This window comes from Variovorax sp. M-6 (assembly GCF_052114385.1).
Taxonomy (GTDB): Bacteria; Pseudomonadota; Gammaproteobacteria; order Burkholderiales; family Burkholderiaceae_C; genus Variovorax.
Map to the genome: position 1 here is coordinate 14,209 of NZ_JBFREQ010000043.1, position 13,818 is coordinate 28,026.

15 protein-coding genes are annotated in these 13,818 nt (G+C 64.1%); all 15 read left to right on the top strand.

The features are described from left to right. Positions 1-14: 14 nt before the first annotated feature. The 15 genes from AB4Z46_RS31405 to AB4Z46_RS31475 all read left to right on the top strand — a co-directional run bounded on the left by AB4Z46_RS31405 (position 15) and on the right by AB4Z46_RS31475 (position 13,813). On the top strand, positions 15-314 hold the full coding sequence (locus AB4Z46_RS31405; RefSeq protein WP_442287478.1) for a VirB3 family type IV secretion system protein: 300 nt from the start codon (positions 15-17) through the stop codon (positions 312-314). Then, a complete protein-coding gene (locus tag AB4Z46_RS31410; RefSeq protein WP_442287479.1) occupies positions 301-2,961 on the top strand; it encodes a type VI secretion protein in 2,661 nt (886 codons plus the stop codon). The genes AB4Z46_RS31405 and AB4Z46_RS31410 overlap by 14 nt, the downstream gene beginning before the upstream one ends. Positions 2,962-3,002: 41 nt before the next feature. Next, the gene (locus tag AB4Z46_RS31415) at positions 3,003-3,677 is read left to right on the top strand and encodes a type IV secretion system protein (protein ID WP_442287480.1); all 675 of its coding nucleotides are present in this window, start codon (positions 3,003-3,005) and stop codon (positions 3,675-3,677) included. Positions 3,678-3,717: 40 nt separating this feature from the next. Then, a complete protein-coding gene (locus AB4Z46_RS31420; RefSeq protein WP_442287481.1) occupies positions 3,718-3,933 on the top strand; it encodes a hypothetical protein in 216 nt (71 codons plus the stop codon). 7 nt (positions 3,934-3,940) lie between these two features. Beyond that, a complete protein-coding gene (locus AB4Z46_RS31425) occupies positions 3,941-4,252 on the top strand; it encodes a hypothetical protein (RefSeq protein WP_442287482.1) in 312 nt (103 codons plus the stop codon). 11 nt (positions 4,253-4,263) lie between these two features. Beyond that, positions 4,264-5,118, top strand: coding sequence for a type IV secretion system protein (locus AB4Z46_RS31430; protein WP_442287514.1), 855 nt, complete (start codon positions 4,264-4,266; stop codon positions 5,116-5,118). After that, positions 5,115-5,789 carry a VirB8/TrbF family protein gene (locus AB4Z46_RS31435; protein ID WP_442287483.1) on the top strand — a complete coding sequence of 225 codons (675 nt, stop codon included), beginning with the start codon at positions 5,115-5,117 and terminating at the stop codon, positions 5,787-5,789. Before AB4Z46_RS31430 ends, AB4Z46_RS31435 begins: the two co-directional genes overlap by 4 nt. A gap of 6 nt (positions 5,790-5,795) precedes the next feature. Continuing rightward, positions 5,796-6,572, top strand: a complete 777-nt coding sequence (virB9, locus tag AB4Z46_RS31440; protein WP_442287484.1) for a P-type conjugative transfer protein VirB9 — start codon at positions 5,796-5,798, stop codon at positions 6,570-6,572. A 1-nt stretch (position 6,573) separates the two neighbouring features. Next, complete coding sequence (locus AB4Z46_RS31445; RefSeq protein ID WP_442287485.1) at positions 6,574-7,788, top strand: TrbI/VirB10 family protein; 1,215 nt, start codon at positions 6,574-6,576, stop codon at positions 7,786-7,788. A gap of 14 nt (positions 7,789-7,802) precedes the next feature. Then, positions 7,803-8,822 (top strand): P-type DNA transfer ATPase VirB11, encoded by a 1,020-nt coding sequence (gene virB11 / locus AB4Z46_RS31450; protein WP_442287486.1) that lies wholly within the window; start codon positions 7,803-7,805, stop codon positions 8,820-8,822. Then, positions 8,809-9,687, top strand: a complete 879-nt coding sequence (locus tag AB4Z46_RS31455; RefSeq protein ID WP_442287487.1) for a lytic transglycosylase domain-containing protein — start codon at positions 8,809-8,811, stop codon at positions 9,685-9,687. Before virB11 ends, AB4Z46_RS31455 begins: the two co-directional genes overlap by 14 nt. 79 nt (positions 9,688-9,766) lie before the next feature. After that, a complete protein-coding gene (locus AB4Z46_RS31460; protein ID WP_442287515.1) occupies positions 9,767-10,303 on the top strand; it encodes a phospholipase D family protein in 537 nt (178 codons plus the stop codon). Positions 10,304-10,312: 9 nt separating this feature from the next. Beyond that, complete coding sequence (locus AB4Z46_RS31465) at positions 10,313-10,762, top strand: hypothetical protein (RefSeq protein WP_442287488.1); 450 nt, start codon at positions 10,313-10,315, stop codon at positions 10,760-10,762. A gap of 320 nt (positions 10,763-11,082) precedes the next feature. Continuing rightward, a complete protein-coding gene (locus tag AB4Z46_RS31470) occupies positions 11,083-13,326 on the top strand; it encodes a hypothetical protein (RefSeq protein WP_442287489.1) in 2,244 nt (747 codons plus the stop codon). 43 nt (positions 13,327-13,369) lie between these two features. Then, positions 13,370-13,813 (top strand): recombinase family protein, encoded by a 444-nt coding sequence (locus tag AB4Z46_RS31475; protein WP_442287490.1) that lies wholly within the window; start codon positions 13,370-13,372, stop codon positions 13,811-13,813. Positions 13,814-13,818: the final 5 nt, after the last annotated feature.

The following is a 13,818-nucleotide window of genomic DNA, read 5'->3' on the forward strand; positions in this document are numbered from 1 at the left end:
AGGGCGATAGCGCCATGAACCAGCCCGACCAGTTCCACGACGAAGGCGAGTCCCTCGTCGCCGCGATGACCAGGCCCACGATGATCGGCGGCTTCACGCTGGCCAGCCTCGCGATGAGCTTGTACTTGCCCGGGATGGTCGCCCTCATCACGCGATCAATCTGGGCTGGACTGCTCGTGCCTGTCTTCCTCTTGATCTCCTACCTGGTCTGCCTGAAGGATGTCTACCTGTTCGACATCTTGTCGAGCGCAATGCACCTGAAGCCGTGCCCAAACAAGTCTCTCTGGAGGTGCCGTCGCTATGCGCCTCGCTGAGACCCTGAAGAACAAGTTCGACATGTCGCTGTCGATGCCGGCCTCTGAAGGTGCCGCCGCAGACGCCAAGGAGATGGCGTTGAGCGACATGATCCCTTACACCGTCCACTATGACGACGAGACCGTCATCACCAAGGACGACGGTCTCGTCCAGGTCATCAAGCTCGACGGCCTGTATTTCGAGTCCTTGAGCACCGCGCAGATCAAGCAGGCCGAGCGAATCCGCAACACGGTCCTACGCTCGATCGCCAACAGCGACCGCGGGATCTACGTGCACCTGATTCGTCGCAAGGTCAACCGCTATCCCGCTGGCGAGGGCGGTACCTGGTTCTCGCGCACCTTCAACGCAGCCTGGCGCGCGCGCTACGAAAAGCGCTCCTTCTTCGTGAACGAGATCTACATCTCGATCGTACGCAACCGCTTCCGCCAGGGGGCGCCCGGCATCCTGGATCGCATGTTCTCAGCCGTCTCGGGGATCAAGCTCACCCAGGACGACCGCGACTCCTTCGAGCAGCAATCCAAGGACATCAACGAAGCTGCAAACCTCGTGGTGCAGTCCTTGGGCGCCTATGGCGCGCGCAAGCTGCGCATCCAGCGCCGACCGGAGCTTCCGACGGAGACGGTCAACCGGGCCGAGGCTCAACGGGCGATCGAGCAATTCAAGCTCAGCTGGCACGAATTCGAATCCCACCTCGGCCAGCACGATCACTACGGACGTGAGGAAGTCCTGGACCACCTAGGCGAAGACTTCTCCGAGATCGCGGGCTTCCTGCACTACCTGGTGAACCTCGAGGACGAGCGCACCCCGGTCACCGAACTGCCGCTGGATCGCGCGCTGGCCGTCTCCGCGCTCGATTTCAAAGTCGTCGGCCACACGATGGCCATCCAGAACCTGAGCGGCACACGCGCCGCGGCCGTGTTGAGCATGGCGGAGTGGCCCACGCGCACGCCCTCCCGGATGCTGGATGAGTTCCTGAAGCAGCCGGTGGAGTTCATCATCACCCAGTCGTTCTTTTTCACGGACCGGATCAGCGCCGAGCACGACATGCGCCAGGAGCGCCGGCGCATCAGCGTCAACGACACCGAGGGTGTCGCGGAGGAGGACAAGGACGAGATCACCCAAGGCCTGCAGGATCTCGCACGCGGGCGCTCGGTCAACGGCCTGCACCACCTCACGATGCTGGTGCATGTGCCAGCACTCACAACGCTCGACGCCCTGGAGAACCGCCGCCGCACCCTGGCCCACCTGGATCATGCCGTCGGCCTCCTCAAGAAGGCGTTCGTCAGCATCGGCGTCAAGCCGGTGCGCGAGTGGTTTGCGCTCGAAACCTTCTTTTGGGCCCAACTGCCCGGCCAAGCCCAGCACTTCATGGGTCGTCGAGGAAAGATCAAGTCCGGCAACTTCGCGGGCTTTGCGTCTTTTCACAATTTTGCCAGCGGCCGCCTGGAGGGCAACCTCTGGGGCCCGGCCATCATGGCGTTCGAGACGCAAAGCGGCACGCCCTACTTCTTCAATTTCCACCGCGAGATGGACGGCATGGTCGCCGGACACATCGCCATCGAAGGCGAGACCGGCTCGGGCAAAACGGCCGTGCTGGCCGCCCTGGTCGCGATGGCCGACAAGGCGCGCCCGCGCATCTTCTGGTTCGACAACCGGGAAGGCGCCAAGGTCTTCATGAAGGCCATGGGGGGCCAGCACACCACGCTGACGACCCAGTCCCCGACGGGCTGGAACCCCTTCCAGCTGCCTGACACCCCCGAGAACCGCGCCTACCTGGTCGAGCTCCTGTCCCTGATGCGGACCTGCTACGGCGGGGTGATCTCGCCAGACGACATCGAGCGCTTCCAGAAGGCCGTCCACGAAGCCTATGGACTGCCCGTGACGGACCGGCGCCTGCGCAACATCGCCTGGTGCTTCGGCCAGGGCGAGCTCGCCAAGGACATGCGCGTCTGGCACGGCGCCGACGGCCAGGAGGGAGCCAACGCGGGCGCCTTCGACAACGAGCGAGACACCGTCGATCTGACGCAATGCCGGCACTACTGCTTCGAGATGCGGCAGCTCATCAAGGATGGCCAGGCGCAGCCCGAGCTGCCCGTCATCCTGAGTTACCCCTTCCATCGCATCGAGCAGGCGATGAACGGCGAGCCCTTCATTCTGGTCCTTGACGAGGGGCAGAACCTCGTGCGGCACGACTTCTGGCGCAAGAAGATCGACAGCTACATCATGCAGATCCGGCGCAAGAACGGCTTGCTGGCCTTCCTCACGCCCGATCCGAAGTTTCTCTACTGCGAGACCGATGCCATCCAGAAGCAGTCGGTCACCCGCATCCACTTCCCGAACAGCGCTGCGAACTACCACGACCTGGTCGAGGTCCTGGGCGAGACCCCCTCGAACTACGAATGGTTGCGAGACACGCCGCCGCAGGCGCGCCAGTTCCTGATCCGTCGTGGACGCGAATCGGTCAAGGCGGTGTTCGACCTCTCGGACCTCCCGGAATTCATTCCCGTCCTGTCCTCCAACGACAAGGGCGTGGCCCTCATGGAGGAAGTCATCCGCGAGCTTGGCACTGACGAGCCCGAGGCCTGGGTGCCCGTCTTCATGGCACGCGCCACGGCAAAGAACACGCACAACCTGCAACGAAAGTGAGCCCTCTCATGAAATACCTTCGCACCGCCCTTCGTACTTCCGTGGCCGCGGCCGCCTTGACTGCCCTGCTTCAGGTTCCGGCGTCGGCGCAGCTGGTGGTCGCAGCACCGATCTCAGACGCGCTTTCAACGATGAACCAGGCGGAGAGCATCGCCAAGTGGGCGGAGCAGCTCGCCGAGATGAAGCGTCAGTACGACCAGATGAAGCAGCAGTACGAATCGATGACCGGAAGCTACGGCCGCGGGCAGCTCGGACTGAACGATTCGATCAACGCCGCCTCCGTCGTTCCCGGCTCCTGGCAGGAAGTGGTCTCGCAGCAGGCCAAGGGTGCCTACGGCAGCAAGCAGGGCCAGTACGAGCAGGTCCTGAAGACCATGCCGCAGGATCTCTTTCACGATCCGAAGGGGCAGAGTGCCTCGACGTACAAGTTGAGCACTGACTCGGTGAGGGCGGCCATGTCTGGCGGCGATGCCTTGTATGGGCAGGTTCAAACCCATTTGAACAACCTGACCCGAATGGGCCAACAGGTCGACCGCACGTCGAACATCAAGGACGCCCAGGACCTGCAGAACCGGATCGCGACCGAGAACGGAATGTTGCAGAGCGCGATGGCCAAGCTCGGCGTCATGAACATGAACCTGCAGGCCAACGTGCTCAACCAGCAGAACCAGGCAACCGCGGCCAACGAAGCCTACTTCCGGCGCTCGGGCAACTGATCCGCCCGCGCTGCTTCCCACCCACTCCGCCTCGAAACTCATGAAAACCTTCATCCTGATTCTCAAGATCGTGACCTTTCCAGTCTGGATCCACTTCTGGCTCATCGCCAAGCTCTGGCGCGTTTTCGCGGCGGTGCTGTTCATCGGTCTCATCGCAGGATGCACGAGCACCTCCAACAAGTTCGAACGGTCGCCGTGCGCTTGCGAATTCCAGAGGATCGACAACTCGAGTCTTGGGGAGCGCAACCATGCTTAAGACTTGGATGCTGGTTCCGGTGCTTCTCGCCGGCATGGTGGTCGGTGGCGGCGCAACCTACATGGTCGTCGTACCCACGCGTCCTGCCAATCCACTGATGACGGCCAACGCGGCGGACTTCAAGGCGTTCGTGCCGTACTACTTCGAGCCCTGCGGGGAAATCATGTTCGAGGGCAAGGACCCCAGGGGGCGGTTCGATGACTGCGCGCGGCAGACGATCACCCAAGTGCGGATCGCCACAGGCATCGACCTGACCGCGGAGGATCTGCGCGACCCCAAGGTGAAATCGCGCTGGCTCTCCGTGATGGGGAAGAAGTAGCCGTGGCCGCCATGACCCTTCAGGGCTTCGTCGGCGCATCCGACGGCATGACCCGGGCTTTCCTTGCAGAAACGTACCCTGCGCTCGCCAGCGCGGTCGCTACCCCTGTCTATCTTGCCGCAGTGCTCTATTGGGCCCTGTTCGGGTTCAAGGTATATGCAGGGCACTCGCCGCTGCAGTGGAAGGACTTCCTGGCCAAGGCGGTGATGACCGCCGGCGTCTTCGCGGCACTGAATTGGGGTGGTCTGGCCCAGCTGATCTACGACGCCTTCGTCAGCTTCATGGAGAGTGCGGCCGCCACCATCATGGCCGGCAAACCCACGGCTCAGATGATCGACGCGCTGTACAGCAACGTCGACGCCGTGTCCAGACAACTGCGCACGGCGAACTTCTACCAGATGTCGCTGCTGTTCGACGGGTTCGCGCTCTTCTTGGCGAACTGCATCTTGTTCGTGATCGCCCTCGTCTACATGACGATGGCGAAGTTTGGTTTGGCCATCACGATGGTGCTCCTACCGTTGGTCATTGGCTTCGCGTTCTTCGAGCAGACGCGCCACTGGGTGACGAACTGGCTGAACGTGATGCTCACGTCCGCCTTCATCTACATCCTCGTTATCGCCATCGTCCGATTCGGCTTCCTGGCCTTCGGGACGCAGATCGAGGCGGCCGGCGCCGATGCGCGGGCGAACCTCGCGGCAAACAACTCGCAAACGGGGGAGCTGCTCATCATCGAATGCGTCTTGATCCTGTTCATGCTGGGCGTCCGCGGGTGGGCCTCGTCTCTCGCGGGGGGCGCTTCAACGTCGACGGGCACGCTTGTGATGATCGCCCGCACAGCCATGACCAAGGGAGTGGGCAGGAAATGAAGCTCGGATCCAGAACCTTCCGCGGCGACCCTGCGACCCAGGCGATGCAACTCGGCGGCACCAACAAGCTGAAGCAGGAGCGCAACCGCGCCTACGTCGCCATAGTCCTGCTGCTCCTTTGCGTGGCAAGTCTGGCGTTCGCACTCACCGTGTTCGCCAAACGGCACACCTTCATCCCGATCATCACGGTGCAGGGTCCGGACGGAAACACCGTGAGGCAAACGGTGGTGACCCCCGAGTCGATCGCGGGAGAAGAGAGCTTCGTGCAGAGCCAGGTCTACGCCTTCGTCATGGCCTGCAACACGTTCGACCCGGCTTGGCGGCAGCGCAACGCCGACATGTGCCGGCTACACGCGACACCGCAGGTCGCGAGCCAGTACGACGCTGAGACCTCGGCCGAGAACGCTAGCAATCCGTACTACCAGGTCGGCACGGGCGGGCGCCGGTTCCCTCGCATCACCGGCATCACCTCGGTGGGCGACAAGGCCTACCAGGTCGCCTACCAGTTGATCACCGAGAAGCCCGGCACCGAGTCGAAGACCGAGTACTTCACCGCGCTCGTTCGCTACACCTTCACCTTCAAGCCGCTGGCCTTGGGCGATCGCTGGGAGAACCCGCTCGGCTTCGCCGCGACCGCGTACCGCAAGGACCAGGAATTCAGCCGTCAGTAGCGCATCATGAAAACTCAAATCTGCTTTCTCACCGCGACCTTGCTGACGGCCATAGCGGCGCCGGCGCTGGCCGCCAAGTCCCCCAACGCGCTGGCCACCGACTCCCGCGTCAAGCAGGTGGCGTTCGATCCGAACCAGGTCTACGAAATCGTGGGCACTTACGGCTACCAGACCGCCATCGAGTTCGCGGGCGACGAGGCGGTCAAGGTCGTCACGCTCGGCGACTCCATCGCCTGGCAGACCGTGCCTTACCAGAACCGTCTCTTCATCAAGCCGGTCGAGGCCAATGCGGCGACGAACCTGACCGTGATCACCGACAAGCGCACCTACTACTTCAAGCTCTCGAGCGCAAAGGGTTCCGCGGGTCAAACCTACCTCGTTCGCTTCGTCTATCCGTCGCGCACCATTCAGTTCTCTCCGAACGTGGGCGCCGGCCGTGGGGGCGATGCCGCCGACACCATCCGCTTCGGGGCGGGCAATTCCGGCCCAGCCGGAAGCGTGGGGCGCAGGAACGTGAACTACAGCACCTCGGGCGACAAGGCGGCGATCCCGCTCACGCGCGCCTTCGACGACGGCCAGTTCACCTATTTCCAGTTCGACCCCGGTGGCGAAATCCCCGCGATCTACACCGTGGGACCTGACGGCACCGAATCGATTGTGAACACCCGCCGGGAAGGCGCCTACCTGGTCGTCGAGCGCACGGCGCGTCAGTTCACGCTGCGCAATGGCAACTGGCACCTTTGCGTGCGCAACGACGGCATGCGCGGCGCGGGTGGAGGCTGAGATGAGCGCGCCGGGCAAGCACCCCACCGCCTCGCAAAGGGCCGAGACGATCGATCAATGGTCCGGCGAAATCACAGCGTCGCTCGTGGCCGATGGCCGCAAGAAGAAGCTCGGCGGCCTGGCCATCGCAGCCGTGGCGGCTGCGGCGATCGGCCTCGTCTGGTACTTGAAGCAAGACCACCGCACCGAGGCCCGTGCAGACACCGACCACACGGTGGCCGGACGCAAGACCGTCCCGAAGCTCAACGCACCGGATGCGGCTACCGTGCAGCCCGTAGACTCCGCGCAGGGTGCACCGACACCCACGCCCGCCAGCATCGCGCAAGCAGACGGTCCCTTGCGCGCACAGCACGAGCAGATGGAACTGCAGCGCCAGGAGCAGGAACGCCGCATGCTGGAAGCGCGCATGAAGTCGGCGATCGTGCCCCCGAACACCGGCGCCCAGCCCTCGCGAACAGCGGAGGCGCGAGAGCAACTCGATGGCGAGAAGCAGCGGGTGCTGGCTGACGCACGGGCTCCGCAAGACGCCAACTCCCGCTTCGCGCGGGCGGTCTCTGGCAACGGCGTCGCCGTGAGCCAGGCGAACCAGCTGGTGGACCTAGAGTACAAGGTGCTGCAAGGCAAGCTCATCGAGGCCGTCCTGGAGCCCCGGGCGATTTCGGATCTCCCCGGCATGATCTGCGCCAACGTGCAACGCGACGTCTACGGCGCGCAGGGCCGCATCAAGCTCATCCCCTGGGGCTCGCGCGTGTGCGGCACATACAGCGCGGAGCTGCGCAAGGGCCAGGACCGCCTTTTTGTGGTCTGGAATACCGTGCGCCGGCCCGACGGCGTGCAAGTCGCCATCGACAGCAGCGGCGCCGACCAGCTCGGCACCGCCGGCATGGGTGGCCAGGTCGACACCCACTTCGCGGAGATCTTCGGCATCTCGGCCATGCTGTCCATCATCGGCGCCGGCGCCTCGACCATGGGCGTCGGCTCGATGGACCAGCAGAACTCGGCCGCCTACTACCGCCAGTCGGTGACGCAGGCCGCCGCCCAGACCTCCCAGCAGGTGCTGCAGCCCTACGCCAACATGCCGCCCACTATCACGGTGCCAGCCGGCTCGCGCGTGCGGATCTACGTCAACAAGGACCTCGACTTCACTGCGGTCGAGAAGACCGCGTCGCTCGAGGCGGCGGAAGCGCGCGGCGACGGTGTGCTCTTCATCCAGTAGGGCCGGCCAGAACAATGTCGATTGCATCATTCCGCGCGAAGCTCGCGCCACTCACGAAGTACCTCGATGACCCGAACGTCACCGAGCTGCAGGTGAACAAGCCCTTCGAGGCCTGGCTGCGCAAGAAGGATTCGTACCACTCCGAGTGCGTGGACGTGCCGGGCTTGACGTTCGCCTCCTTGCTGTCCCTTGCCGAGGTCACTGCCTCGTTCAAGAGCCTCGAAGTGGACCGGAACAGCCCGATCCTGTCGGCAGAGCTCCCTGTGGACCTGAGCGACGCCGTGGCGGACTTTGAGCGCGGCAGCTACCGCACCGAGATGATTCTGCCCCCGGTGGTGCCCGAAGGGACCGTGGCCCTCACCATCCGCAAGCAGGCGCTGGTGAAGATGACTCTCCCGCTCTACGAGGAGCAAGGCGCACTCCGGTTTGTGAACCAGACGGTCGACGAAGAGGAACTGTCGGACGCGGACCTGCGCGCGCTCTACGGTGCCGGCCAGTGGCAGGACTTCCTTCGTGGCGCGGTGCGCGCACACAAGACGATAGCCATCTCCGCCGGTACCTACTGCGGCAAGACCACCTGCCTGAACGCGATGCTGCAGCTGATCCCCTTGCACGAGCGGCTCGCTCTCATCGAGGACTCCAGGGAGGTGGAGCCGCCGCATGCGAACTGCGTACGACTGTCCTATGCGCGTAGCCAGGCGGCGGACCAGAGCGCGGTGACCCCGACGTCGCTGCTGCGCTCGTGTATGCGCCTGACGCCGGACCGGATCATCATGGGCGAAATCCGCGGGCCTGAGGCGGTCGAGTTCCTGAACATGCTCAACACGGGCCACAAGGGCTCCCTCACCACGATCCACGCGGATTCCCCGGTCGAGATGTACGACCGGTTTGGCGAACTGATGGACGGCCACACCTCGCTCACCCGCGACCAGGTGATCGAGCGCGTCAAGCGGCGCGTAGACATAGTCGTGCAGTGGAAATACACGGAGCGCCACGGGCGCTACATCTCGGAGATTCTGTATGCGGGCGCGTGAGCACTCGAGGGCTGCGATCCTGCTCCTCTCCGCGCTGGCCACGGGCATGCCCCAAGGCCATGCCGCGCCGTCGACGGCTGAGCCGCTGCCCTTCGAGAAGCTCGTAGCCGAGTGCGCGCCCGATGTGCACCCGACTACGCTCAGAGGCGTCGTCACGACGGAATCGTCCTGGAACCCCTACGCGATCGGCGTCGTGGGCGGTCGCCTCGATCGGCAGCCGCGCAGCCACGCCGAAGCGGTCGCGGCCGCTCGCGAGCTCGAGCGCAAGGGATTCAACTTCTCGATGGGCCTGGGCCAGGTGAACCGCTACAACCTGGCCAAGTACGGCGAGACGTACGAGACCATCTTCGAGCCGTGCCGCAACCTGAGGGCGGGAAGCGCGATCCTGAAGGATTGCTACCAACGCGCCGTGGCGAAGATGCGCGTCGAGCAGCAGGCCTTGCGCGCGGCCTTCAGCTGCTACTACTCGGGCAATTTCACCCGTGGATTCAAGCCCGACAGCGCCGGCCAGCCAAGCTATGTGCAAAAAGTGGTGGCCAACTCGATCGACGTTGCACAGATCGTCCCAGCCGTGCAGCCGCAAGCAAGCGACGGCGCTCTTTCGGTCCGGCCGACGCCAGCACCTTCAGCCAAGGCCAGGACGCCCGCGGCCGCCGCGAGTACTACAGCGCCGAGCCAATGGGTGGTTTTCGCGGACGTTCCGCGCCCAGAGGCCCCGACAGCGCCTGACCAGGACGGCTCCACGGTCAAGGTTCGACCCACGGCCCCTGCTGTAGCTGCCGCGTCCTCAGACGCGCCTCCTCGCCAGCGATCGTCGCCCGACAGCGTGGCGCAGGACGCCCCCTTTGTGCAGTTTGTGAATTGAGCTGAATCCGGCTCGGGAGTTTGAAGCCTTGAAGAAAATCTTGATTGGCCGGTTGCTCGCATGCGCGGTGCTTCTGGCCTTGGCGCCGGTGGGGGAAACCAAGGGCCTGTTCTCCAGCTCGGCGATCGACGTACCGGACGGCCACGTGGTCGAGGCCGCGTTTTCGCCAGAAGGCGGTGCCGAGGCCTTGGTACTCAAGGTCATCGGTTCCGCTGAGACCTCCATCCGCCTGGCGGGGTACTCGTTCACTTCACCGATCGTGGTTCGCGCCTTGATGGATGCGAAACGCCGCGGCGTGGACGTCGCCGTCGTCGTGGATCACAAGAGCAACGTCGACGAGCGCGCCAACAGCGCCTCGCGGCAAGCGCTCAACCTGCTGGTGAATGCCGGCATCCCGATCCGCTCGGTGAGCGCATACGCGATCCATCACGACAAATACGTCGTGGTTGATGGTCGCCATGTCGAGACCGGTAGCTTCAACTACACAACGGCAGCCGCGAAACGCAACAGCGAGAACGTGCTGGTCCTCTGGAACAACGCGGCACTGGCGAAGCAATACCTGGTGCATTGGCGAAACCGATGGGAGCTCGGCCGGCCCTATCAATCCTCGTACTAGGGAGCGACAGTGGATCAACTCTCGCAATCCCCTGCCCTCAAGACGCCCGGCGCGCCTTGCGTGCCGCTGCAGCGCTGTGGGCCGGCGGCGGTCTTCGCAGTCGTGATGGCGATGATGCAACCACCTTCCTGGGCACTCGAGCCTGACTCGCGCAAGCATGTCGCATCGCAGGCGCGATTCATGGTGTCGGCTCTGCTCATGCGCAAAGACCACAACAACACCATCAAGTTGGTCCACTCCCAGGTGGTGGCCAGGGACACACGGGAGGCGATCAGTTCCGTCGTTGATCGCCTGCAGGTGGAATACGCCGGCTACACCGTGCTCGACACCCTTGCCACCCAACTAGACGAATCACGAAACGAGTGCCCTGGTCAAGTTGGTTTGTGGGCTGACGCCTCGACGGCTGCCTCCAGAAAAGCAAAAGGCCTCCATCACTGGAGGCCTTCGACCCGATCCTAAGACCGTATGGAAGGAGCGCGTCATCAGCGCGCTCCAACCAAAGTTCCTGATCAATCTGTGTAGTGCTTGGTGAGCGCCAGATCAGAAACTCGTCCAAAAATTGTAGCTCACCAGGCAAGAAAGGCAACCGATGTCCAACGACATGTGCGGTGCTGCGATGGTGAGCAATGCCCGCAACACTTAGGCGAGAAGACCTCCACGGTTCGCAGCGGCTGCAGCGCCTCCCGCAGGCGCGCCCAGTATTTCCTCCAGTGGTGCGAGTGGAGACACCTTTCGACCACGCGTCTGTGCTCTGGCCCGGGCTGCTGGAAGGCCGTCCTATGGGATGCAAAGCCATCGTTCGGCCGCGTGCCGATCATGGCTGGGCGCGAAACAAGCGCCGCCCCGAGCTCGTGCGCCGCATCAAGTCGTCGTCGAGCGACAGCAGGACCTCTCCGCGCTCGCTTGCGGACGAGCTGATCTTCGTGAGAACCAGGCCCCGCGGGGCCGGTACTGAGAATTCCCATGCATCGCCCGAGGAACAGACGGCGGAGATCGGCCGCTACCTGCGTTCTCTCGCCGGCGCTCCCGAGTGCTACATCAGCGTCAACACCTTCTTCGGGTGGCGCAGGCACGAGAACCTCAAGCATCTGACCTGCCTGATGGTCGACCTGGACCTGAGCAAGGCCCTCGAACGTGGCCATGACTACGCCGGCGACTTCATGGCGATGCGGCAATGCGCCCTCGACGCAATCTCCGACGCTGGAATTCCGACACCGAACCTGTCCACGCACACCGGTCGAGGCGTTCATCTGTACTGGCTCTTCGATCGCACGCTGCCAGCGGCAGCCGCGCCGCGTTGGCTGGCCTGCCTCAAAGTGCTCATCAAGCTTCTGCATCCATTCGGCGCAGATGCTTCGGTGAGCGACACGGCGCGCGTGCTGCGCCTGGTGGGTACTGTCAATTCCAGCGCCCCGCCGCACTGCCGGCGTGTGACGGCCGAGGTCCTCGTGGCCAAAAGGGTGGCATTCGACTTCCTGGCCGACCAGATCCTGCCGCTCACACGCGCCGAGCTGGCCGAGGCCCGCAGCGCCCGGCTGATCGAACTCGCGCCCAAGCGGGCGCTCAGGGACGCGCGGCGGCAACTTAGGGGCCAGGTGAGCGACGCCGAGCCGCGGCGCCCTGGCCGGTCCTTTAGCGCCACCGCCACGGCTCGCCTGACAGATCTCAATGTTCTTGCTGAGGCGCTGTTTCCTCAAGGCGTCACCAAAGGCAATCGCGATCGCTACCTCTTCGCGGTCACCTGCAACCTGGCCTGGATGTGTCGCGAGGACACGCTCGAGCCGGAAGTGCTCGCCTGGAAGGCTCGGCACATCCCAGACATGACTGACGGGGAAGCCCTGACCACCATGGGCTCGGCACTACGCAAAGCCAAGGAGTCCTACGAGGCACGAGCCGTCGGGGCGAAATGCCGGCCCTACGACGACCCCCGCTATCTGCACTCGGCCGCCACGCTTTGGCAGATGTTCGGTCGCGACATCGAGTCGGCCGGCCTGGTGGCTGCCATGCAAGCGATCCTGCCCGAAGGCGTGCTCCGCGAGCGGCGCCGGGCTGCGCGGCGAGCCAAGAGTCCGGACCACTACACGCGTCAAGGAATCCGTGTGGCCAATGTGCCGCGGGCACTGCAGGCGCTGGACCTTCGCGGGGAGGGACAGAGTCTGCGCGAGATCGCCAGAGCGCTGAGCACGTCGCCCAAGACGATCGCGGCGTGGCTGGAGCTGCCGCCTGAGGCCCTGGGCCTCGTGCCAGCGCAGATGACACGGGCGCCTGCGGCCGCCCCCCGGAGCGCGTCGCCACCTCTGGCACACCCCAGCGCGCCACCAAGTTATCCACAGAACGCGAGGGTTCTGGCCTTCGCCCGGCAGGTGTCACCCAAATGTTCTTTAACTAATGGCTCTGCCGAGCGGGTTATGGAAAAGGCATCGCAGATGCAAGTAGCCGGAGGGGGGTCCGGGGGGAGTTCGGTTTCGTTTGGGCTTGCGGTGGTCGAATCCGCTCTAGAACCACAGGCGCTGGATGCTATCGGTGCGGAGCAACGTCGGACCGTCGCACGCGTTCGCGTGGCAAGTCCGTTACAAGCCGTCCCGTCGCCGAGGATAGGGATGGCCTCGGGCGACAGAGAGAAGCCAACGGGCCCCCGAGTGGGCTCGACGCCGGCATTCCCCCTCCATGCCGCTGCCCTGGCCGCAGACACGCGGGCCGATAGACCGCGCGACAAGTTCAGCGAAGAACTCCTTCGGGAACTGCGCGGCTGGTCGCTACGGCGTGGCCTTGAGGCCATCGGCCTTCACTTCAAGGTCGACGCCACCTTCACCCCACTCACCAGCGATCAGCGCATCCATGTGACGCGCGGGTCTGGTCAGGTGCTCGAGTTGGTCGTCACCAACATTCGGTGGTTCGACGTCAAAGCCGGGAAAGGCGGCGGCGGCGTCATCGATCTCGCCATGCACGTGATGGAATGCGACTTCGTTGCGGCCATCAGGACGTTGACCAAGCATGCGGCTGCGCGCGCCTCAGCGCACTGAGCGGCGCCGAGAACAGGCAACATTCGAATATCAGGAGATTGAAATGGGTCAACTGAAAACCAAGCTCGCGAAAGTGTCGAGCGATTTCGGACCTAAAGCATTCGTCGTCGTGACCGATATTCGTCCTTGGCGCAAACCGCAACCACGCCCGAGGAAGCCATTGCCGGGTCCGGGTCAGACGCTGGTGGTCTACAAGATCCACCGGCTTGCTCGCAGCCCGAAGGATTTGCTGTCGCTGCTGGAGCGCCTTCGGCTTGCTGGTTGTGCCCTGAAGTCGCTCACCGAGCCGGTCGATACCTCGTCGGCCATGGGCGAGCTTGTCTTGCAGATCCTTGGCGCGGTCGCCCAGTTCGAACGGTCCATCATCCGCGAGCGATGCATGGCCGGGAAGGTCGCGGCAAGGGAGAAGGGGCAGAGTTTCGCGCGACCGCGCGATCTGTCGCCAGAAGAAGAAATTGAGGTGTATCGGCTGTACGCTTTGGGGTGATACTT